A 22,457-nucleotide genomic window follows, 5' to 3' on the forward strand; every position below is an offset into this window, starting at 1 on the left:
CTTCTTAAAAATATAAATCACAGCTCTTTAATAAAATTTATCGCTCGCTGCAGCCTATCGCGGTCTACAACAGTCGGTATTTATGCAGAGGTTGTTTGATTTGTACCTTTCACCTCGAACCTCGAACCTCGAACCTCGAACCTCGAAAATAAAATCACATCAACTTCCAAACCACAAACGCTACAGCAAAACCAACCAAGTACACTAAACCTAACCACGTTAAGCTACGCAAAAGTAGACTGTGTTTAATCGCGGGCTCTGAGCGCACTAGGCTGAAGTTAAGCCATGCAAAAACCGGTGTGGTTACAAAAGCAAGTGTCATTGCAAAGGTAAGCATAGGGCCAAGGGCTGATTTAAAAAATAAAATAACCGCCATACCGGCCAATGCTTGCAGTATAAGCCACGTATTTAAGCTGTGTTTAGATTGCTTAAAACCAAGTAATTTGTGTGATTCGTTAAGTGTGCGGGCGTAACCGTCAAGTACGGTGAGTGTGGTGCCAAACATACACAAAAACGCGATGGCTGATACCAAAGGCCTTGCCCACTCGCCTATTGTTGATGCGTACATATCAATCAGCTGTTTAGCAAACGCTACACCACCGAGCTCTATATTACTGTTTTGCCCATATTGCACTAACGCACCTAAACTAAAAAATACCAGCGCAAGCCCGGCGGTTAACCAATAACCTAGATTAAAATCGAATAAGCCTTGGTTTTTAGTCACACTTTGCTGAGCTTGTTTTTCTTTAAGCCACAACGAGCTCAGTGCTGATATTTCAATAGGCGCTGGCATCCAGCCCATTAAGGCAACCATAAAGCCTAACATGGCAAGTTCATATGGTGAGGGGCCAACGTAGTTTACAGGCGCTACTGGGCCGTTATTTATAGCAATAACCAATGCAGTGATGGTTGCTATAGTAAGTAGCCCCATAATAGCTTTTGCTACGTTATCGAGCGCTTTAAAATGCCCCAGTAATAATATAATTAAACACATGGCCAATATTACCCAACACAATAAGGTAACAGGAATGCTAATAGGTAATGCGTAGTGTAATAAGCTCGCCGTAAGCAGCAATACGCCCGCGGTATTTACCACAGCGGCGATAATATTCAGGGCAATAAAACTGTAAAAATAGCCAGGCCCTTGGTTTTTATACCCTTCTACTAAACTATTTTTGGTGGCGAGTGTGTATTCCATACCAAAACGAAAAAACGGGTACTTTAAAACGTTAACAACCACAATAAGCCAAAATAGCTGCCAGCCAAATAATGCGCCTGCTTGAGTAGAGGCCACCAAGTGTGAGCCACCAATGGCAGCGGTTGCCATTAAAATACCTGGGCCGAGCGCCCCTAACCGAGACTTCCATGTGTTTTGTGTGTACTGCATTAACTTCTCAAATTTGGTGTGTTATGTGCTTTTATTATTAATTTTTATCATTAATAAACCGTATGAATGCATAACTTACCTAATTTGCAGGCAATAAAAAAGAGCCCTTAGGCTCTTTTTAAAATAACACGCTGTTAGTTATTAATTTAAATCCATCTCTTGGATGATTTCATGTGCTATTTCTGGTGTGGTACTTACAGGCTTTTCATGTAAATTTGCTTTTATTTGCCCTTTACGATGCTTTAATGCGGCATCGAGTTTTTTAGCTGCGCTGGAAATAGCAGGATACATAACTTCGTTTTCCCCTTTTACCGATATACGCGCACCTTCATAATTTGTGCTAATTTCTGCTTGGAACTTATGATGCTCTTTTGAAAGAATAATATCTAGAGATATCAATGATGGAAAATGGCTCGCGACTTTTGAGAACTTTTCGTTAATGTGTTCTTTAATAGAATCAGTAACGTCAACATGGTGACCAGAAAGATTAATTTTCATAGGGTATCCTTTTATTTGTTACCTCATAGTTAGTATTGGGGGCTAAACGAATTAACACAAGAGAAAAAATGAAAATTACGCAATTATTTATTACCCCACCTGATTTAGATCATTCATTTAGCATTAAGTATGCAAAAAGCCGCTTTGTAGCGGCCTTTAAAGGTGTTGATAATTTAATCAACCAATAAATTAATCGGTGTATGAACAACAATAATCTGCAAAATCACTTACTTTTACATGAAAGCTCACATTAGCATCAACGTTAAATGACTCGCCCGCGTTAAATGTTTGCCACTGTGTTTCACCAGGTAATAGTACATCCCACTGCCCTGCTAACAACTCCATGCACTCTTTTTGGTTAGTATTAAACTCAAATTCACCGGGTTGCATAAAACCCAAGGTTTTCGCTTCACCATTTCCTAAAAGCACAGTTCGGCTTGATACTTTGCCATCGAAATACACATTGGCTTTTTTTACCACACTAACGTTATCGAACTTTGGCATGTTAACTCCTGTTGTTAATTTATAATTTTGTTACCCCCACAGTGCCTGATACATAAAAACCTTGCAAGTTAAGTGCTGTGAAAATTACTCATCTAAAATCCAAAAGGTTAAAAAAGAACGACTTTATAGAGAGATATGCTTCGAGCAACGGGCTACGAGTTTCGAACAGTACTTTTAGTGATTTATGGACAAAGAGAACTAAAAGACGCTGCGCTTTAGAGAAGTGATAAAAGTACAGCTCATAAAAAAGCCCGCCCTATTTTACGCAGGGCGGGCTTTTAAATGTTAAAGCAGTTGCTTAAAACAATGCGTTTGCTTTGTTAACTACATTTTCTACCGTAAAGCCGAAGAACTCAAATAGCTCGTTTGCCGGTGCCGACTCACCAAAGGTGGTCATACCAACTACGGCGCCATTTAGGCCTACATACTTGTACCAGTAATCAGCAATACCCGCTTCAATCGCTACGCGACGTGAAACGCTTGCTGGTAATACGCTTTCTTTGTACTCAGGCGATTGGTCTTCAAACGCATCAGTACATGGCATAGATACAACACGTACCTTTTTACCCTGCCCACGTAGCTCTTTCGCAGAGTCTTGCGCTAGCTGTACTTCAGAACCCGTTGCAATCAAAATAAGCTCTGGATTGCCGTCACAACTTAAGATGTAACCACCCTTTTTAACGTCGCTTAATTGCTGGGCATCACGAGCTTGCTGCTCTAAGCCTTGGCGAGTAAAGATTAATGATGTAGGACCGTCTTTACGTTCAATAGCTTGTTGCCATGCAATTGCTGACTCAACTTGGTCACATGGGCGCCAGTTGTATAGGTTAGGCGTTAAACGCATGCTCGCAATTTGCTCTACTGGTTGGTGAGTTGGACCATCTTCACCTAAACCAATTGAATCATGCGTGTATACAAAAATGCTTGGTTGCTTCATTAATGCAGCCATACGTACCGCGTTGCGTGCGTATTCCATAAACATTAAGAACGTTGCACCGTAAGGAATAAAGCCTTTATGCAGTGCAATACCGTTCATAATGGCCGACATACCAAACTCACGTACACCGTAGTAAATGTAGTTACCACTTGCATCATCAGCAGTTAAGCCTTTAGAGCCATCCCAAATTGTTAAGTTTGAACCCGCTAAATCGGCAGAACCACCCATAAATTCAGGTAGTAACGGGCCAAACGCATTTAATGCATTTTGCGACGCTTTACGTGATGCTGGGTTTGCTGGGTTTGCTTGCAGCTCTTCAATGTACGCTTGTGATTTTTCAGCCCAGTCAGCTGGTAATTCTGAATGTGTACGGCGTTTGTATTCTGCTGCTAGCTCTGGGTATGCTTTTTCATATGCGGCAAATTTTTCGTCCCAGCTTGCTTCAAGCTGTTGGCCTTTTTCTTTGTTATCCCACTGTGCATAAATATCTTCAGGGATTTCAAATGCATCGCCCGTCCAACCTAGAAACTCGCGAGACGCTTTAATTTCGTCATCACCAAGCGGTGCACCGTGACAATCGTGGCTACCTGATTTATTAGGTGAGCCGTAACCAATAATAGTTTTACAACAAATTAGTGTTGGCTTATCAGTCACGCTTTTAGCTTCTGCAATTGCTGCACTTACTGCATCGCTATCATGGCCATCAACGTCACTAATTACATGCCAGCCGTATGCTTTAAAACGTGCTGGGGTATCATCACTAAACCAACCTTCAACTTCACCGTCGATTGAAATGCCGTTGTCATCCCAAAATGCCACTAATTTGCCTAGGCCTAATGTACCGGCTAGTGAGCATGCTTCATGAGAAATACCTTCCATTAAACAACCATCACCCATAAACGCATACGTGTGGTGATCAACAATGTCGTGGCCTTCACGGTTAAACTGCGCTGCTAATGCTTTTTCAGCAATAGCCATACCTACCGCATTTGTGATCCCTTGACCTAATGGGCCCGTAGTGGTCTCAATTCCTGGCGCGTATCCATATTCTGGATGGCCTGGTGTTTTAGAATGCATTTGGCGGAAGTTTTTAATTTCGTCCAGTGGCAAGTCATAACCACTTAAATGCAGTAGAGAATAAATTAGCATTGAACCGTGACCATTTGAGAGTATAAATCGATCTCGGTCAGCCCACTCTGGATTTGTTGGGTTATGTTTTAGATAATCGCGCCATAATACTTCTGCGATATCAGCCATGCCCATAGGGGCTCCAGGGTGACCAGATTTGGCCTTTTGTACTGCGTCCATTGACAAGACGCGAATAGCATTTGCAAGTTCTTTGCGAGATGGCATGAATTCTCCTACCTTTATATGTATTTGCGCGGGTATTTATTTATCCCCATTCTTACTTATTGTGGGGGCTGTGTGCAATTAAAAACCCATAAAAATAGGGCATTATGAATATTTTTTAAGAACCATTTACTATTAGATATTTTATTTAGACGTCTAGGCGTAAAAAAACTATGCAAGTTCATTTGTTTTAGATAAAATACGCGCCTTAATTTTTTAGCGCTAATACCGACGTTTGTGAAGCGCAATATTTGTGAGCATAATTACAATGGCAAAACATTTATTTACTTCTGAATCTGTTTCTGAAGGTCATCCGGATAAAATCGCCGATCAAATTTCTGATGCGGTACTTGATGCTATCCTAGAGCAAGACTCTCATGCCCGTGTAGCGTGTGAAACTTACGTTAAAACCGGTATGGTTATGGTTGGTGGTGAAATCACGACTAGCGCATGGGTTGATATCGAAGAAATTACACGTAAAACAGTACGTGAAATTGGTTACACACATTCAGACATGGGCTTTGATGCCGATTCGTGTGCAATTTTAAACACTATTGGTAAACAGTCTCCTGACATTAACCAAGGTGTTGACCGTACAAGCCCTGAAGAGCAAGGCGCTGGCGACCAAGGCCTAATGTTTGGTTACGCATGTAACGAAACTGAAGTATTAATGCCTGCTCCAATTACTTATTCTCACCGTTTAGTACAACGCCAAGCACAAGTACGTAAAAGCGGCGAGCTTAACTGGTTGCGTCCAGATGCAAAATCACAGGTTACGTTTGCATACGAAAATGGCAAGCCAGTAGGCATTGATGCCGTTGTACTTTCTACTCAGCACAGCGAAGATGTATCGCAAAGTGATTTAGTAGAAGCGGTAATGGAAACGATTATTAAGCCAGTACTTCCTGCTGAGCTGATTACTAGTGCCACTAAATTCTTTATTAACCCAACTGGTCGTTTTGTAATTGGTGGACCAATGGGTGACTGTGGTTTAACTGGTCGTAAAATCATTGTAGATACTTACGGTGGCATGGCTCGTCACGGTGGTGGTGCTTTCTCTGGTAAAGATCCATCAAAAGTTGACCGCTCAGCGGCTTATGCTGCACGTTATGTTGCTAAAAACATTGTTGCTGCTGGCCTTGCTGACAAGTGTGAACTTCAAGTGTCTTATGCTATTGGTGTTGCAGAGCCAACATCTATCAGTGTTGAAACATTTGGCACAGGTAAATTAGAAGAAGCGCGTTTAATCGAACTTATTCGTGAACACTTTGACTTACGCCCTTACGGCCTAATTCAAATGCTTGATCTTGAGCGCCCTATTTATCTACCAACAGCGGCTTACGGCCACTTTGGCCGTGATGAATTCCCATGGGAACGCACAGATAAAGCCGACGCACTTCGCGCAGCAGCTGGCCTGTAAGCCACCTAGCTAATATTAAAACGGCCCTTTTTAGGGCCGTTTTGCTATGTGTATTAAGTTAGTCATAAAACAGTCTCGAACTGTTTAACATTTTAGGTATATACTCTGCTTATACAATAAAGCGTGTTAGGGATAAAAAATGGCCGACAATTTTCGTGTTATATTTGTAGGACTTGCAGAAGGCGCAGACAGCCAAGCAGTGACCAATGCACTGACAGAAAAACTAAAAACCTCACCTGAAAAGGTGGCGGCATTTTTTAATGGCAAGCCGCTGTTTGCTCCTAGCAACAAAGAAAAAGCCCTTAAGCAAGCTAAGTTACTTTCAACGCTGGGGATCAAAAGCAAACTTCAGCAAACAGCCCCTACACAAGCTACTTCTCAAAAAGCGCACGACAGCCAGCGAGATCAGCGCTTATTTGATGCCCTAGATTACATTACTAGTAGCTTAATTCGTCTTGAAGAGAAACTTGAGGATCTTGAGCAACGTCTCCCCGAGGTTGAGTTATCACTGCCTGATGAAAATGACGAACCATGGGAAGATGACGATTTAATGCTAGATGAGCCACTCTCTACAACACCCAAAAAACGCAGTAACCTTGTTTTATATTCACTGATTGCCACAGTTGTAATATTACTTATTGTGCTTGCTGTGTATTTAATGTTCCCGAACTTATTCTCTTTTTAATTATGGTTTAGTTATTTAATGAGCAATAATCGCGCACAAATAAGACTCGATATTCGTAAAGCACGGAATAATCTATCAAAAAACCAGCAAGAAATAGCGGCCCACTCGCTTAAATTGAATTTTATTCAATATATAAAAAGCCAAAAAACAGCTAAAAAAAAACATATCGCCATTTATTTAAGCAATGATGGCGAATTAGATACATCATTGTTAATTAAAGAATTATGGCTCAAAAAACAGCATGTTTACTTACCTATAATTCACCCTTTCAACGGGGCTAATTTACTATTTCAACGATATGAAAAAAACTCACCCATGAGAGCAAACCGCTATGGTATCTTGGAGCCTAAGCTGAACTGCTCTCAAATATGCCCATTGCCAGCGCTTGATTATCTACTTATGCCACTTGTTGCATTTGATAAATTTGGTAATCGCCTTGGAATGGGGGGTGGGTTTTACGATAGAACCTTGGCACGTTTACACGAAGAAAACTGGCAGCAACCACAACTTATTGGCCTAGCACACGAATGCCAACAAGTGGATAAGCTCCCAATTGAATCGTGGGATGTGCCTCTTAAAACTATTATTACACCCAATAAAACCTACTGTTGGTAACAATTAATCTTGTAAACTAACAGTCTATTTTTGACATAAATGAGCACATAGCAATGACACAAGATGAATTAAAAAAAGCAGCTGCATGGGCTGCACTGGAGTTTGTAAAAGAAAACACCATAGTGGGTGTTGGTACAGGCTCAACCGTTAATCATTTTATTGATGCTTTAGGCACAGTAAAAGACACCATCGTTGGTGCAGTATCTAGTTCAGAAGCGTCTACAGCACGTTTAAAAGAACTTGGTATAGAAGTATTTGAGCTAAATGATGTTGATGCTCTGGATGTATACGTTGATGGCGCAGATGAAATTAACGCTCTAAACGAAATGATTAAAGGCGGTGGTGCAGCGCTCACCCGTGAAAAAATAGTAGCGGCAGTGGCTAAACAGTTTGTGTGTATTGTTGATGACACCAAACTAGTCGATACCTTAGGGGATTTCCCGCTGCCAGTTGAAGTTATTCCGATGGCGCGCAGCTATGTTGCCCGCGAATTATTAAAACTTGGCGGTGACCCTGTGTATCGCCAAGGTGTTGTAACCGATAACGGCAACGTTATTTTAGATGTACATAATTTAAAAATTACCCATGCTAAACAGCTTGAAACACAAATAAATCAAATTGTTGGCGTAGTCACCAACGGCCTATTTGCAGAGCGCGGTGCTGATAAAGTGATTATCGGCACAAAAAATGGGCCACAAATTAAATAGGATATGGTTATGAGTAAGGTATCGTTAGCAAAAGACAAAATTAAAATTCTCTTGCTTGAAGGTGTTCATCAAAGCGCTGTTGAAACGCTAAAACGTAACGGTTATAGCAATATCGACTACGTTAAAACATCGCTACCTGAGGACGAGCTTATTGAGCGCATTAAAGATGTGCACTTTGTCGGGCTGCGTTCTCGTACTCATATTAATGAATCGGTATTAAATGCAGCTGAAAAACTAGTTGCTATCGGTTGTTTTTGTATTGGTACCAACCAAGTAGATTTAAATGCAGCACGTGAACGCGGTATTGCAGTATTTAATGCCCCGTTTTCAAATACTCGCTCTGTAGCTGAGCTTGTACTAGGTGAAATACTGCTTTTATTACGTGGTATTCCACAGCGAAATGCCGCTGCGCACCGTGGTGGCTGGTTAAAAACAGCCAATGGCTCGTTTGAAGCGCGCGGTAAAACCTTAGGTATTATTGGCTACGGTCACATTGGTACTCAGTTGGGCATTATGGCTGAAAATATTGGTATGAACGTGGAGTATTACGACATTGAAGACAAACTGTCTTTAGGTAATGCGACACAAGTACATAACTTAACGCAGCTATTGCAACGCGCTGATATTATTAGCTTGCACGTACCTGAAACACCGCAAACTAAAAACCTGATTGGCACGGCTGAATTGGCGGTAATGAAGCAAGGCTCTATTTTAATTAACGCTTCACGTGGTACTGTCGTTGATATTGACGCCCTAGCAGAAGCGCTAACAGAGAAAAAACTCAGCGGCGCAGCAATTGACGTATTCCCAGTTGAACCTAAATCTAACGATGAAGAATTTATCTCGCCACTGCGTGAATTCGACAACGTTATTTTAACGCCGCATATAGGTGGTTCTACTCAAGAAGCACAAGAAAACATTGGTATTGAAGTAGCGGGTAAACTCGCTAAGTACTCAGATAACGGCTCAACTATTACTGCGGTTAACTTCCCTGAAGTATCATTGCCAGAGCTTGCTAATCGCAGCCGCTTGTTACACGTGCATCACAACCGCCCTGGCGTGCTAACGCAAATTAACCAAGCGTTTGCTCAGCACGGTATTAACATTGCCGCACAGTACTTACAAACCGATGAAGCAATTGGTTACGTGGTTATTGATGTAGACACCGATCACTCAGAAGTCGCACTTAAAGAGCTCAGTGCAGTTGAAGGTACAATTAGAGCGCGTATTCTTCACTAACTATCAGCTAAAATAATAAAAGCCGTACTTGAATAATCAAGTACGGCTTTTTTGTTTTAAATTGAATCCTGACGGCTTATAACTTACCGCTGTTATTTGCCTTTAACTTCTAAATTTATAAACTTAACCAGCTCTTCGGGTTGTCCTGCTAACATCATTAGTTGCTGATTCACTTCCATCATAGTTTTACCTTCAGGCAGTTTTGCAGACACACTAAACGAATTTAGTCCTTTAGCAAAATCAGTTAACGCCTTGGCTATTTCTTCGGTCACAGGTGCTTGTTGAAGCTGTTGATCAAGCATTGTTTGCATTTGCTCTAACGTCATACCTTGCTTTGCCAGCTCGCTTTCTAATAAGCCTTTAAGATCACCTTGGTTATTAACAACTAAGCTAACATTACGTGGCTCTAGCTTACTCATTGCTTGCATAATCATTGTTTGCTGCTGTAACTCTTGCTCATAAGTAAGTGGCGTACTGCCTGCAGCTTGTTGAGCCTTACTGATTTCAAGTGAAGCGTCCATAAGCGCTTTAGAATTAGCCAGCCCCATGTCCATATCAATACTAGCAATATCATTAGCTTGCAGCTTAACAACAATATCACTGTTACCTGACTGCTCATCGTAATCTAATGAAGAGTGTAAATCATAACTGGCTGAGGCAAGTTGTGTATTTGTATCTGCAGGCAGTGTATCGACAAAGCTTTTATCAAATTGGAAGTTCTTTAGTGTAAAAGCGGTATGTGGCGATATTTTATCGGTTTCGTAGCCTGTCACTTCAACATGCTCAACCGTGGCAATTTTATCGCCCTCAGGGCTAGTCACTTCAATATTACTAATGGCAACACTGTTTGAAATAACACTCGCCGATAGCTCTGCGTAGTTAAAACTAGCACCTGTTTGTTCGCTGACCAAGGCCAACTGTTTATCAACCTCAGCACGTACCTCTTGTGTTGCAACATAGTTTGCATAGCTTACGCCACCCACACCTGCAGCAATAATCGCGGCTGCAATCACTAATTTTTTCATGTCATTTCCTTATTAAACTCTTTATATAAGTGGCTTTAAGCAAGACTAACATTGAGAACATGCATCGTTAAGCACTTTTTGTTTGCTAGTTAATTAAACTCAGTAGCTCGTGCACTGTTTTAACTGGCGTTATTTTAGCACCCAGCCCTTCCATCGATTTATGGTAGTTACGAAATGGGATAAATATTTCAGTAAACCCATGTTGCGCCGCTTCTTTAACACGGGGTACACCACTGTCGATTGGACGCACATCACCGTTTAAACTTAGCTCCCCCATAATACAGGTGGTTCGAGGTACAACAAACTCGTTCAAACTACTTAAAAGTGCAGTAACAAGCGCTAAATCAATACAGGTTTCTGATTCATCAATTTTTAGGCCGCCCACAATATTAAAAAACGTATCGTGAAATATTTTAGTTTTAGTGTGTTTACGTAAAATACCGGTGAGCATTTTAATCCGGTTCATATTTAAACCAACACATACTCGCTGTGGAAATTCTGCTTCTGTTTCAGTGGTTAAACATTGAATTTCGAGTAGTAAATTACGATTACCTTTACGAATACAGGTAATCGTCGACCCCGGTGATTCAGTGGTTGAACCGGATAAGAAAATTTCGCTGGGGTTATCCACACTGAGCATACCGCGTTCACACATTTTAAAAATGCCCACAGTATCTATATCACCAAAGCGGTTTTTATTAGCACGCAGCGTACGCACTTGACCATCGTTGGTATCAATATGTAACAGTGCATCAACAATATGCACTAATGTTTGCGGGCCAGCTATTTCATTATTTTTATTTACGTGAGCAATAATGAACATAGTGACATCGTTTTGCTTACAATATTGGGTTAGCGCTTGAGCGGCACTTTTTACTTGCGAGGGTGAGCCAGGGCTACCATTAGCGGTGTCGGTGACCACGGCTTGAATAGAGTCGATAACGGCAAACTTAATTTTGTTTTTATCCAGCTCTTCAATAATGGTTTCAACACTGGTTTCAGAAAGTAAATAGAGCTCATCTTCGTTATAGTTAAGTTTTAAACGGTTTACTCGGTTTTTAAACTGCGACAAAGACTCCTCAGCAGTACAATAAAGCGATGGCATGCGCTGAGACATTCTTGCCACTAAATCCGATAGTAGCGTGGTTTTACCCGCCCCCGGATCGCCAGAAATAATATTAACCGAGCCGGTGGTTACACCGCCGCTTAGTACACGGTCAAGTTCGCCAATTTCAGTAAGCTGTTTTTCTGCCTCTGAGGTTGCTACTTCATTAATTTTTTTAGAGCCACCGCCAATACCACCGGCGTAGCCACCGACACTTGCACGAGCTGCTACTTTTTTGCTTTGCCCTGCAGAAGGTTTAAACTCTGCTAATGTGTTCCACGCACCGCAGCGACACTGACCTTGCCAGCGTTGATAGTTCATGCCACATTCTGTACAAACAAACTCTACTTTTGCCGCTTTAGCCATTTAAAACCTTACCTACTATTCTTTATTTTGAAATATTGACTGTTAAGCGCTTATTTTGCCATTGCTGGCTTTACCTTAGCAACAACGCCTTGTGGAATAGCGCATTTAGTATCACACTCACACTATACTGGTGCCGTTTTACTGAACCTGCTTTAGGGCATGCTTCTTGCTTTAAAAAGCTAATAAAAACATGCCAATTAATTGGCTCATAACGAATAACAATAAACACAAAGTATAGTTACGCATAATATCGTGGTCGCATTTAACTACTTTTCGATATTAGATTTATTTAATTCTCTAATAAATGATTGCAACAGTATACCTACTTTTAAATTAGACGGTGATGATTTATAAATGGCTGAAGACGTATTGCTCAAGCATGAAGCGCTTGTAAATGAATTAAAACAGTATTTGGGAAATGCTAAGTTTGATCTCATTTTCAAGTCAAAAACCGCCGAGTTAAGCAAACCCGAGCAGTTTTTAATAAAAATGGAAATGTCGCGTTTATCTCAGCCGATAGACCGCTTTATTGATCTGCGTGGCTCAGTAACCGGCCAAGTAAAACCATATGAGCATAACGGTAAACAACACTTTATGGATGACACCGCCATTGAAGTATTCGAAGCATCAATAAAACAACATAAAGGCTACACCCTTGCCGTGTACGAAGCGGTGATGAATACCGAAAATAATTATCGTGTTTTACAGCAAAAATCAACGACCACCCCAGCTAAAATAATTGAACCATTACCCGAACTACCCACCGATGTAATTAAGTTTGCGGCTTATGAAAGTCGTAGCGAAGAGCGAATGAATTACTCAATTAAAATTACTATTGAGTACGATGAGCAAACAAAAATTGAAGCAAGTACTTCTGATATTTCACTCAGTGGCTGTAAAATTAAGTTGGCATCCCGCTATAACTTAAAAAAAGGTCAGCTTATTGTTATGCACTTAGTTGGCCTTGAACAAGATTTTGAGCTTGGGTTAAAAAATGGGATTGAATACGAAGTGGTTGCGATAGAAAACACCTCGGATGAATTTAATCATATTCGCTTAAAACGCACATTTAAAGAAAACAACACCGCGTTTGACCATTTTTTAGAAAGCTTTATCCATGGCAATAAACGCCGCTACAAAGTGAACTTAGATAACACCCTCGATGCAGTTATTTCTAAAGGATACGAGCAATATTACATTCCTAGGGTCAATTCGCTATACGTTTTTATAAGTCAAAAAAACGGTGTTTATTATCCAAGCTTAAGTTTAACTACAGAAAACAGCCTATTTATTCAGCGTTACTTTACCGATGAGCGCAAAGTATCTTGCCTATACAGTGTGTTAAACCATAAGCGTATTCGTAACTTGGCACTAAAACCTGTTGCTGTAAAAGAGGAATATTTATATACCTTTACCCATGTCTCTGCAGGAAAAATTTACTACTATTCAGCCACTCGTTCAGAGCTTGAGCAACATGCACAATTAAAAGCGTTATTTTTTGGTTTTGGTAGCCGAAGAGACAGTTGGCGCTGCTTTAAATTACAATTGATGCCAAGCCATACTGAAGATGCTTATATTCCTTTATCTTTACCTAACTCTTTGGGTAAGGATATTGAGAAACTTAATAAACCGCCTTCACCACGTGTTGAAGGCGCCATAAAAGACGTAAAATATTTAATGCTACTTACTCAAGTAGGTAATAAGCATGAACAACAGCATTATCAACAGTATGAATTTGATAAAGCCTTGGCCAATAAATTGAAATTGTTTGGCCACAGTAAGCATGCATCACCGCCGGAGCTAAATACCGTGCCGTTAGAGTACGTGAACCTTCGTTCTAATAAGCGTTACCTTTATAAAACCAGCGTCGTTATTAACACCCGTGACTCAGTACTGCATGGCCATACTCGGGACTTTTCAGTCTTTGGTTTACAGCTAGAGTGTAATCAAGAAGTAAACTTTAAAAAAGGCGATATCGTGTCGCTGTCATTCCCCGATTTACAAAAAATCACCAAAAGTTATTCATTAAGTCTTATTCAATATGAAGTGATGGCGGTAAGTAAATCGTTAACCACGATTAATTTAAAAGCACATGTAGAGAAAAAATTGCCTCATACTGGGGTCGATTTTTTTACTCTTTTAATTGACAGCAATAAACAAAAATTAAAAATAGCAGAGGAGTCACCTAAAGTACCTGGGCTTTCTACAGCACTTAGAAATATGGTAACCAAAACACTTTGCCAGTTCCCAATATACTTACATAAATCAATGGCTCACTTTGAAATTGGCGCCATGGGATTTGGTTTATATCCAAGCCCTCTGCATGTTATTTTACAAAATTTTGCACTGCTAAATACTAAAACAGACTTATCAAATATTATTACTAAAGCGCACATTGCTGATGTGATCACCCCGAATATTAAAGAGCGATCTCGCCAAGACTCGCCATTAGAATTTAGTTTGGTGATTAACTTCGATCCTAAAAAAGAAAATATAGCCGATGCAATTACCAGTCAGTGTATTTTAGGCACCGACTGCAGCGAGTTTAAACAGCAAATAAGTAAAGGGCTGAAGTCTGAGCTGGTTTTTATAATGCGTTTATATATTTCACGTACTGGTCGACTCGATACTGACTACTTAGCAAATGAGCTAAAATACGTTAGCCAATACGCAATTCACAAGGCTAAAGACTTAGAGGATGCCTTGTGGTCAGTATCGGGAGTTGGCGATATTATTGATGTAAGTGACGAAGCCCTTGTACATTTATCGCTCAACCAACAACAGGTTGAGCAAATGTCTAGGCGAAAACTAATTTGGTTAAACCGTTTACGTTAACCCTATGATGGATTTAGCGGAACCGCCAACATATACAGCAATTGTAATAACGAGCCTTGGCAAATAGCCGCTTGGGCTTGTTCAACTACTTTAGGTTTGCCATGCACAGCAACGCCTAATCCTGCTTGAGCCATCATTTTTAAATCATTTGCGCCATCACCAATGGCAACTGTTTGCGTTTTTTCAAGGCCTAGTTTTTGTTGAAGCGATTCTAAAATAACCGCTTTTTGCTCAGCATCAACAATGCCTCCTAACACCTTACCGGTCAGTTTGTCGTCTTTAAATTCCAGCACATTGGCATGGACTTCATCTAAATTAATTAACTCTTGTACACGCTCTGCAAACGGCACAAATCCGCCTGATGCAATGGCTAAATACCATTGGTGGTGCTTTAAAATTTGGCACAACGCTTTAATACCTGGCATTAAAGGCAGTGCACTTTTAAGATCATCAATTAAGCACTTTTCAATGCCTTCAAGCTTGGCAACGCGTTGGTTTAAACTCTCACTAAAATCAAGCTTGCCTGCCATTGCCTGCGCGGTCACGCTGGCAACCTCGTCATATACATTAGCCAAACGTGCAATTTCATCAATACACTCAATAGTAATGGCTGTTGAATCCATATCCATTACCAATAACCCCGGTTTTTGTAAGTCAGGAGGAGTGGTAACTTGCACTAACTGACACGTCAAGGTATTTGCAAAAGTTTGAAGTTCAAGTGGGTTTATTGCCTGCTCTGTATTTTCTATATAAAAACATAATGCCGGAGATAACCCTAAATCTGGCTGGTATTGGCACATTGCTGTCACATTTTGCTGATGAGTGGCAAAAAATTCAATCATGCTATTGATATGCGCCATACTAAAATCGCCTGCAAATGCGATACTAAAAAGCCCTCGCTCTCTGCTTGGAATTGTATTTAAAGGTGCAAATACGCCCTTTTGATAGCTGAACCATTTATTTAGGGTAAGTTGTGATAATGGTTGCTCAGCGCTGTGCTGTGCCATGTTCGCATCCGACATGGGATCTCCGTTTATATTTCCTGACATTTAGCGCATTGATGATAAGGATATAAGATACAAAATTCGCCATCAGGGTGGATTTAAGGTTATAGTGTAGTTGTAACATCAAATCAAAATGCTGTCAGCAGCATATACGGTGACTATGAAAAATAACCATCTTAAAAATCCACTTACAGCCTCGCAAAAAAAGCGTTTAGTCCGTTTGCTATTGGCCGCTGGCTGCTTTGTATTATTAAGCTGGGTGGGTATAAATAGTAGCTTTCAAAGTCATCAACTGCTTTACGATAATGCCAATAGCGCAGCTAAATCTCTCACTCAGTTTATGGCACTGAATGCTAAAAATCCGCTGATAGAAAAAAACAAGCAGCAACTGACCACCTTATGCAACAATATCAGTAAAGATGAATTTGTACTCTCGGCCACTATTTATGACAAACAAGGTGTGGTACTTGCGAGCAGCGATAATTGGCAATCGCATCATGTATATGGCTTATTACCTGACTCATCACCGGGTATTAGTAAGTTAAAAACGCCTTTTGTTGAGCAAGTTATTTCAGACAACAACCGCCCGATTGGCTTTGTATCTATTACCTATTTAACCCGTGCTGCGGTATCGGCTAGCCATAATCATTTTCATGATTTAGGTCGCCAGGTGCTACTTATGTTAGTGATTGCCTGTATTTTTACTTGGCAATTAGGCCGAGGATTAAAGCGCTGGCAAGTAAATCGTTATATACAAAAAACGTCTGAGCATGAATCATAAAGCTGCTCAGCTAATTGAAATTTATCGCTATTTGGTTTTAAACCATAAAGCGCATCAAATACGTTATGAATATGCAGTGGGGTATTTACCTCCCCTTGATAGCCACTTAGCGGCATTGAAGGTGAGTCTGTCTCAAGCACTAACTGCTGCGGCTCAAGCTTTGCTATAACCGCACGTGTTTTAGCTGCACGCTCGTAAGTTATAACCCCACCGACTCCAAGTTTAAAACCCTGCTTTATATAATAGTGCGCTTGTTGAATTGAGCCTGAAAAAGCATGGATCACACCGCCGTTTTTTGGCCTACAACGCTTAAACGACTGCGCAATTAAATCATGGCTTTGCCTGTGATGAACAATTAGCGGTAAATCAAGCTCATTAGCAAGCGCTATTTGCTGCTCAAACAAAAAGGTTTGTTTTTCAAGATTGGAAATACTGCGATCGAGCCCGCACTCACCAATAGCCACCAGCTGTGTTTTATTTGCTTTAGCAAAATTAAATAATGACTCTAAATGTGATTGTTGGTGTTGCTCTAAAAAATAAGGATGTAGCCCTGCCGCTATGCTGACTTGTGGGTAGGTTGCTTTAAACTCTAGTAGCTTTTGAGATTGCGCCAAGCTAATACCTGGCACAATAAATTGGCTAACGCCCTTTGCTACACAGGCATTAATAAGTGATTCGCGGTTTGCATCAAACTCACTAAAATCAAGATGGCAATGCGAGTCTATAAACTTCAAAAAACTAGCCCACTACGGATTTAAGCGCGTTATTTGCCAGCTATTATCGGCCTGACGCTGATACATAAAGCGATCATGTAGACGATGAGCTCCGCCTTGCCAAAACTCGATTTTTTGCGGCACAACACAGTATCCGCCCCAAAAATCAGGGAGTGGAATTTCACCTTTGGCAAACTTATTTTTCATGTTAGCAAAGGTTTCCATTAACACTTTACGTGATGATACAGGGCGGCTTTGCTTTGAAGCCCATGCTGCTAATTGACTTTCTTTTGGACGTGATAGGAAGTACTTAGCCACGGCAGACGTTGGAAGCGGCTGCGCCTCACCATACACAATCACTTGGCGCTCCATGTGGTGCCATGGAAAGTGCAAGGAAATTTTATTATTGCCTTTAAGCTCTTGTGCTTTTCGTGAACCGGTATTAGTAAAAAACACAAAACCGTTATCATCTAAATGCTTTAGCAGCACAATACGCTGTGAAGGCTGACCAGTGTCATCAACCGTAGCGACCACCATTGCTGTAGGGTCGGGCAAATTACTGGCAACAGCATGCTCAAGCCAGGTTTCAAACTGCTTAAACGGATCATCAAGCAAGTTGTCTTCACTGAGTGCATCTTGCAGGTATTCACGACGAATATCTTCGAGTTTCATATCAAATCCTTCTAAAGAGCTATCAGCTATCAGCTATCAGCTATCAGCTATCAGCTATCAGCTATCAGCTATCAGCTATCAGCTATCAGCTATCAGCTATCAGCTATCAGCTATCAGCTATCAGCTATCAGCTATCAGCTATCAGCTATCAGCTATCAGCTATCAGCTATCAGCTATCAGCTATCAGCTATCAGCTATCAGCTATCAGCTATCAGCTATCAGCTATCAGCTATCAGCTATCAGCTATCAGCTATCAGCTATCAGCTATCAGCTATCAGCTATCAGCTATCAGCTATCAGCTATCAGCTATCAGCTATCAGCTATCAGCTATCAGCTATCAGCTATCAGCTATCAGCTATCAGCTATCAGCTATCAGCTATCAGCTATCAGCTATCAGCTATCAGCTATCAGCTATCAGCTATCAGCTATCAGCTATCAGCTATCAGCTATCAGCTATCAGCTATCAGCTATCAGCTATCAGCTATCAGCTATCAGCTATCAGCTATCAGCTATCAGCTATCAGCTATCAGCTATCAGCTATCAGCTATCAGCTATCAGCTATCAGCTATCAGCTATCAGCTATCAGCTATCAGCTATCAGCTATCAGCTATCAGCTATCAGCTATCAGCTATCAGCTATCAGCTATCAGCTATCAGCTATCAGCTATCAGCTATCAGCTATCAGCTATCAGCTATCAGCTACAAAATTGGTGAACATACCGAACAGTGTCAATATAAATCTAACACCTAAACCTAAAATTATCTGTAAGTCTAGGAGTGCTAGCAAGGCGGTAAAACTATTTATGCATAGGAGCATACGGTTTGTATGTGACTTAGGCTAAATAGTTTTACCAACGCAGCTAAAGCGAACTACACGCAGCAGACGTTCACCTAAGTAGTTTAGTCTAAGATAAGGCGGAGACTCGACTTATCCCTATGAGCATACGTAGTTGTATGTGATTAGGGTCAACTATTTAGTGCCAAGCTTCGCATCTGCAAGTGTAGAAGTGCTGACAAGGCGAAGTGCTTTTTTATGCCAAGGAGCATACGTTTTTGTATGTGACTTAGGCTAAAAAAGCACGACAACGCAGTCAAAGCGAACTACACGCAGCAGATTACATTTGCTCCATGACTTCGATACCTAGTAAATCCAATCCTGTTTTCAGCGTATCTGCCACTAAATTACACAACACTAAACGGCTATCACGAACACTTGGCTCTACGCCCTCTTTAAGTACTGGGCAAGCTTCATAGAATGTCATGTATAAACTAGCTAGTTCGTATAAATAACCACATAATACGTGCGGTGTGGCTTCATTGATCATCAGATCAAGAACTTCTTCTAACTGTAATAATTTAAGCGCGAGGGTTTTCTCTTGCGGCTCAATAATACTTACATTGGCTTTTAAGCTTGCAGCATCAACGCCAGACTTACGGAAAATACTGCGAACACGCGTATAAGCATATTGTAAGTAAGGGGCTGTTGCGCCTTCAAAGCTTAGCATGCTGTCCCAGTTGAAGATGTAATCGCTGGTACGATGCTTAGAAAGGTCAGCATATTTAACTGCGCCAATACCCACTTTACGTGCAATTTCACTACGGTCTTCGTCAGATAAATCTGATTCACGCTCAGCCAATTTAGCTGCTGCGCGAGTAATTGACTCTTCAAGCAAATCAGCTAATTTAACCGTACCGCCTGTACGGGTTTTAAATGGTTTGCCATCAGCGCCCATCATGGTGCCAAATGGGCAAAACTCGTAACTAGTTTCATCGCGTAACAAACCGGCTTTACGCGCAGTTAGCTCCACTTGATTAAAGTGAAGACTCTGGCGCGCATCAACAAAGATTAAAATACGCTCAGCGCCTAGCTTGTTTGAACGGTAATCACACGCCGCTAAATCAGTGGTTGCATATAAGAAGCCGCCACCTGATTTTTGCACGATAAACGCTGAAGGTTCACCGTCTTTATTTGCCAGCTCATCTAAAAATACCACTTGTGCGCCTTGCGACTCTACTGCAATATTTTTATCTTTTAATAAGCTTATAATATCGTTAAGTTCACTGTTGTATGCACTTTCAGCCATAATGTCGGCAGGTGTCAGTGTTACATTTAAACGCTTGTATACTTCTTCAGAATGCTTAACTGAAGTGGCAATAAATAGTTTCCACAGTTTTTCACAGTGTGCGTCGCCACCTTGCAGTTTAACTACGTAGTTACGCGCTTTATCGGCAAAGCCTTCTTCGTCGTCAAAACGCTTTTTCGCATCGCGGTAAAAGGTTTCTAAATCAGCAAGCGCAACAGTATCTAAATCAACACCTTGGTTAATTTGATCTTCTAAATGCGCAATTAACATACCAAACTGTGTGCCCCAATCACCCATGTGATTTTGACGAACAACGGTATCGCCTCTAAATTCAAGCGCACGTACTACGGCATCACCAATAATAGTTGAGCGTAAGTGACCTACGTGCATTTCTTTTGCAAGGTTAGGCGATGAGTAATCAACCACTACTTTTTGTGGTTTGGTGTGCTCATTTACGGCAAGTTTTGCGTGATTATTAGCAGCTTGTACGCTTTGAGCTAAAAACTCCGGCTTTAAGTGAATATTAATAAAACCAGGGCCAGCAATTTCCGTTTTTTCGGCAATGTCGCTTACATCTAACTGATCAATAATTTTTTGCGCCAATTCACGCGGGTTACTTTTCATTTTTTTAGCTGCGCCCATCGCGCCATTAATTTGGTAATCACCAAACTGTGGGCGAGTGCTTTGGGTAACCGCTGGGTTAGTATCTTCTGGTAGGCCTGCGGCGGTCATAGCGGCAATGGCTTTTTCTACTAAAATAGTACGAATATTCATAATATTATTTACCTTTATAAGCCCGCCAAAGCAGGCTTTGTGTTAATTCTAGAGGCTAAGTGCTAGTTTTCACGCGTGTGATTAAATGTCACTTCAGGGTAACGCTCTGTCGACAAGTTAAGATTTACACGACTCGGCGCGATGTAAGTTAAATTATCGCCACCATCAAGTGCTAAGTTGCTTTCGCACTTACGTTTAAATTCTTCAAACTTTTTAACATCATCACAGCTAACCCAACGGGCTGTATTTACATTCACGCTTTCGTAAATTGCATCAACGTTATATTCAGCTTTTAAACGCGCTACCACCACGTCAAACTGCAACACACCTACCGCACCTACAATTAAGTCATTATTAATTAATGGTCTGAATACTTGTACTGCGCCCTCTTCTGAAAGCTGTACCAGTCCTTTTAATAGCTGTTTTTGTTTTAATGGATCGCGCAGACGAATACGGCGGAATAATTCAGGGGCGAAGTTTGGAATACCGCTGAACTTAATTTTTTCGCCTTGGGTAAAGGTATCACCAATTTGAATCGTACCGTGGTTATGTAAACCAATAATATCACCAGCGTAAGCATCAGCTGCACGCTCACGATCGCCCGCCATAAAGGTTACCGCATCAGAAATACTCACTTGTTTACCTATACGCACATGATTCATTTTCATGCCTTGGCTGTATTTACCCGATACAATACGCATAAAGGCAATACGGTCACGGTGTTTTGGATCCATGTTGGCCTGAATTTTAAATACAAACCCAGTGAAGTTTTCTTCTGTGGCTACAACTTGGCGGTCTTCTGTTTCACGAGGTAAAGGCGTTGGCGCCCACTCAGTCAGTCCATCTAGAACATGATCTACACCAAAGTTACCAAGTGCAGTACCAAAGTATACAGGCGATAACTCACCCGCTAAGAACAGATCTAAATCAAACTCGTGTGATGCACCAATAACCAGCTCTAACTCGTCACGTAACTGGGCTGCAAGTTCATCACCAATCGCTTGGTCAAGCTCTGGGTTATCAAGTCCTTTAATGCTACGCACTTCTTGAATAGTATGACCTTGGCCTGTTTTGTATAAAATAGTTTCTTCGTTATGGATATGGTAAACACCTTTAAATTCTTTACCACAGCCAATTGGCCACGTAATAGGCGCACAAGCAATATTTAGCTCTGTTTCTACTTCGTCGAGTAGTTCCATTGGGTCGCGAATATCACGGTCACATTTATTCATAAAGGTAACAATCGGCGTGGTGCGCAGGCGTGTTACTTCCATTAACTTACGGGTACGTTCTTCTACACCTTTGGCGGCATCTATCACCATTAAACACGAATCTACCGCGGTTAATGTACGGTAAGTATCTTCAGAGAAGTCTTCGTGTCCTGGGGTATCAAGTAAATTAACTAACGCATTGTTATATGGAAATTGCATTACTGAGGTAGTCACAGAAATACCACGCTCTTTTTCCATTTCCATCCAATCAGACTTAGCATGCTGATTAGAGCCACGCCCTTTTACTGTTCCGGCTTTTTGAATTGCTTGTCCGAATAACAATACTTTTTCTGTGATAGTGGTTTTACCCGCATCCGGATGCGAGATGATCGCAAAGGTACGGCGTTTATTAATTTCGCTAAGGAGATTTTGGTCTGCCATTAAAAAGGTTCTTTTAGTTGATATACGGATGTATTTGTATTTTAGTATGCTGAGCTTTCAAGGCTAAAAACAAGCTAACCTAGAAAGCTCAACATACCCCAACAA

General features: G+C 41.0%; 19 protein-coding genes. 8 read left to right on the plus strand and 11 right to left on the minus strand.

The annotated features are described in order from the left end of the window. Positions 1-154 precede the first annotated feature (154 nt). The 4 genes from PISS_RS12030 to tkt form a co-directional block, all read right to left on the minus strand. Complete coding sequence (locus PISS_RS12030) at positions 155-1,387, minus strand: NRAMP family divalent metal transporter (protein ID WP_058155156.1); 1,233 nt, start codon at positions 1,385-1,387, stop codon at positions 155-157. Positions 1,388-1,528: 141 nt separating this feature from the next. Continuing rightward, entirely contained in the window at positions 1,529-1,885 is a 357-nt protein-coding gene (gene hpf, locus PISS_RS12035; protein WP_013465684.1) for a ribosome hibernation-promoting factor, HPF/YfiA family, read from the minus strand. 189 nt (positions 1,886-2,074) lie between these two features. Next, a complete protein-coding gene (gene ppnP, locus PISS_RS12040; protein ID WP_058155157.1) occupies positions 2,075-2,389 on the minus strand; it encodes a pyrimidine/purine nucleoside phosphorylase in 315 nt (104 codons plus the stop codon). Between the two features lie 298 nt (positions 2,390-2,687). Beyond that, the gene (gene tkt, locus PISS_RS12045) at positions 2,688-4,679 is read right to left on the minus strand and encodes a transketolase (protein WP_058155158.1); all 1,992 of its coding nucleotides are present in this window, start codon (positions 4,677-4,679) and stop codon (positions 2,688-2,690) included. Between the two features lie 265 nt (positions 4,680-4,944). Here tkt and metK point away from each other — a divergent pair, with 265 nt between their 5' ends. The 5 genes from metK to serA all read left to right on the plus strand — a co-directional run bounded on the left by metK (position 4,945) and on the right by serA (position 9,342). After that, a complete protein-coding gene (gene metK / locus PISS_RS12050; RefSeq protein WP_010387726.1) occupies positions 4,945-6,096 on the plus strand; it encodes a methionine adenosyltransferase in 1,152 nt (383 codons plus the stop codon). A 139-nt stretch (positions 6,097-6,235) separates the two neighbouring features. Further along, entirely contained in the window at positions 6,236-6,781 is a 546-nt protein-coding gene (locus PISS_RS12055; protein WP_058155159.1) for a hypothetical protein, read from the plus strand. Between the two features lie 18 nt (positions 6,782-6,799). After that, the gene (locus tag PISS_RS12060; RefSeq protein WP_058155160.1) at positions 6,800-7,396 is read left to right on the plus strand and encodes a 5-formyltetrahydrofolate cyclo-ligase; all 597 of its coding nucleotides are present in this window, start codon (positions 6,800-6,802) and stop codon (positions 7,394-7,396) included. Between the two features lie 53 nt (positions 7,397-7,449). Beyond that, a complete protein-coding gene (gene rpiA / locus PISS_RS12065) occupies positions 7,450-8,103 on the plus strand; it encodes a ribose-5-phosphate isomerase RpiA (RefSeq protein ID WP_013465690.1) in 654 nt (217 codons plus the stop codon). 9 nt (positions 8,104-8,112) lie between these two features. Then, positions 8,113-9,342 (plus strand): phosphoglycerate dehydrogenase, encoded by a 1,230-nt coding sequence (serA, locus tag PISS_RS12070; protein WP_028833921.1) that lies wholly within the window; start codon positions 8,113-8,115, stop codon positions 9,340-9,342. 92 nt (positions 9,343-9,434) lie between these two features. Here the strand turns inward: serA and PISS_RS12075 are convergent, their stop codons facing one another. Further along, the gene (locus tag PISS_RS12075; RefSeq protein WP_058155161.1) at positions 9,435-10,367 is read right to left on the minus strand and encodes a hypothetical protein; all 933 of its coding nucleotides are present in this window, start codon (positions 10,365-10,367) and stop codon (positions 9,435-9,437) included. 85 nt (positions 10,368-10,452) lie between these two features. Continuing rightward, positions 10,453-11,838, minus strand: coding sequence for a DNA repair protein RadA (gene radA, locus PISS_RS12080; RefSeq protein WP_013465693.1), 1,386 nt, complete (start codon positions 11,836-11,838; stop codon positions 10,453-10,455). Between the two features lie 354 nt (positions 11,839-12,192). Here radA and PISS_RS12085 point away from each other — a divergent pair, with 354 nt between their 5' ends. Next, positions 12,193-14,673: a PilZ domain-containing protein gene (locus tag PISS_RS12085; RefSeq protein WP_058155162.1), complete on the plus strand. Its 2,481-nt coding sequence runs from the start codon at positions 12,193-12,195 to the stop codon at positions 14,671-14,673. A gap of 2 nt (positions 14,674-14,675) precedes the next feature. Here PISS_RS12085 and serB read toward each other — a convergent pair whose 3' ends face one another. After that, a complete protein-coding gene (gene serB / locus PISS_RS12090) occupies positions 14,676-15,695 on the minus strand; it encodes a phosphoserine phosphatase SerB (RefSeq protein ID WP_058155163.1) in 1,020 nt (339 codons plus the stop codon). A 142-nt stretch (positions 15,696-15,837) separates the two neighbouring features. Here serB and PISS_RS12095 point away from each other — a divergent pair, with 142 nt between their 5' ends. Next, complete coding sequence (locus tag PISS_RS12095) at positions 15,838-16,458, plus strand: AhpA/YtjB family protein (protein WP_058155518.1); 621 nt, start codon at positions 15,838-15,840, stop codon at positions 16,456-16,458. Here PISS_RS12095 and PISS_RS12100 read toward each other — a convergent pair. Both PISS_RS12100 and pdxH read right to left on the minus strand, forming a co-directional pair. Next, positions 16,425-17,192, minus strand: coding sequence for a TatD family hydrolase (locus tag PISS_RS12100; RefSeq protein ID WP_058155164.1), 768 nt, complete (start codon positions 17,190-17,192; stop codon positions 16,425-16,427). The two genes, PISS_RS12095 and PISS_RS12100, sit on opposite strands and share 34 nt — an antisense overlap. Positions 17,193-17,204: 12 nt before the next feature. Further along, positions 17,205-17,843: a pyridoxamine 5'-phosphate oxidase gene (pdxH, locus tag PISS_RS12105; protein ID WP_058155165.1), complete on the minus strand. Its 639-nt coding sequence runs from the start codon at positions 17,841-17,843 to the stop codon at positions 17,205-17,207. Between pdxH and PISS_RS18835 the strand changes: the two genes are divergently transcribed. Then, positions 17,801-18,556, plus strand: a complete 756-nt coding sequence (locus tag PISS_RS18835) for a hypothetical protein (RefSeq protein WP_157739824.1) — start codon at positions 17,801-17,803, stop codon at positions 18,554-18,556. The two genes, pdxH and PISS_RS18835, sit on opposite strands and share 43 nt — an antisense overlap. Positions 18,557-18,957: 401 nt before the next feature. On the opposite strand, the gene argS is transcribed toward PISS_RS18835, so the two are convergent. Continuing rightward, the gene (gene argS / locus PISS_RS12120) at positions 18,958-20,700 is read right to left on the minus strand and encodes an arginine--tRNA ligase (RefSeq protein WP_058155166.1); all 1,743 of its coding nucleotides are present in this window, start codon (positions 20,698-20,700) and stop codon (positions 18,958-18,960) included. A 62-nt stretch (positions 20,701-20,762) separates the two neighbouring features. After that, a complete protein-coding gene (gene prfC, locus PISS_RS12125) occupies positions 20,763-22,352 on the minus strand; it encodes a peptide chain release factor 3 (protein ID WP_028833913.1) in 1,590 nt (529 codons plus the stop codon). Positions 22,353-22,457: the final 105 nt, after the last annotated feature.

Origin of the sequence: Pseudoalteromonas issachenkonii (assembly GCF_002310795.1) — a bacterium.
Lineage (GTDB): Bacteria > Pseudomonadota > Gammaproteobacteria > Enterobacterales > Alteromonadaceae > Pseudoalteromonas > Pseudoalteromonas tetraodonis.

What these genes read in the sequence shown, in the direction of transcription:
- rpiA (WP_013465690.1), top strand. Translation starts at nt 7,450, where the DNA reads ATGACACAAGATGAATTAAAAAAAGCAGCTGCATGGGCTGCACTGGAG.
- radA (WP_013465693.1), bottom strand. Translation starts at nt 11,838, where the DNA reads ATGGCTAAAGCGGCAAAAGTAGAGTTTGTTTGTACAGAATGTGGCATG.
- argS (WP_058155166.1), bottom strand. Translation starts at nt 20,700, where the DNA reads ATGAATATTCGTACTATTTTAGTAGAAAAAGCCATTGCCGCTATGACC.
- PISS_RS12055 (WP_058155159.1), top strand. Translation starts at nt 6,236, where the DNA reads ATGGCCGACAATTTTCGTGTTATATTTGTAGGACTTGCAGAAGGCGCA.
- tkt (WP_058155158.1), bottom strand. Translation starts at nt 4,679, where the DNA reads ATGCCATCTCGCAAAGAACTTGCAAATGCTATTCGCGTCTTGTCAATG.
- pdxH (WP_058155165.1), bottom strand. Translation starts at nt 17,843, where the DNA reads ATGAAACTCGAAGATATTCGTCGTGAATACCTGCAAGATGCACTCAGT.
- PISS_RS12060 (WP_058155160.1), top strand. Translation starts at nt 6,800, where the DNA reads ATGAGCAATAATCGCGCACAAATAAGACTCGATATTCGTAAAGCACGG.
- prfC (WP_028833913.1), bottom strand. Translation starts at nt 22,352, where the DNA reads ATGGCAGACCAAAATCTCCTTAGCGAAATTAATAAACGCCGTACCTTT.
- hpf (WP_013465684.1), bottom strand. Translation starts at nt 1,885, where the DNA reads ATGAAAATTAATCTTTCTGGTCACCATGTTGACGTTACTGATTCTATT.
- PISS_RS12075 (WP_058155161.1), bottom strand. Translation starts at nt 10,367, where the DNA reads ATGAAAAAATTAGTGATTGCAGCCGCGATTATTGCTGCAGGTGTGGGT.
- metK (WP_010387726.1), top strand. Translation starts at nt 4,945, where the DNA reads ATGGCAAAACATTTATTTACTTCTGAATCTGTTTCTGAAGGTCATCCG.
- PISS_RS12085 (WP_058155162.1), top strand. Translation starts at nt 12,193, where the DNA reads ATGGCTGAAGACGTATTGCTCAAGCATGAAGCGCTTGTAAATGAATTA.
- PISS_RS12095 (WP_058155518.1), top strand. Translation starts at nt 15,838, where the DNA reads ATGAAAAATAACCATCTTAAAAATCCACTTACAGCCTCGCAAAAAAAG.
- serA (WP_028833921.1), top strand. Translation starts at nt 8,113, where the DNA reads ATGAGTAAGGTATCGTTAGCAAAAGACAAAATTAAAATTCTCTTGCTT.
- ppnP (WP_058155157.1), bottom strand. Translation starts at nt 2,389, where the DNA reads ATGCCAAAGTTCGATAACGTTAGTGTGGTAAAAAAAGCCAATGTGTAT.
- PISS_RS12030 (WP_058155156.1), bottom strand. Translation starts at nt 1,387, where the DNA reads ATGCAGTACACACAAAACACATGGAAGTCTCGGTTAGGGGCGCTCGGC.
- serB (WP_058155163.1), bottom strand. Translation starts at nt 15,695, where the DNA reads ATGTCGGATGCGAACATGGCACAGCACAGCGCTGAGCAACCATTATCA.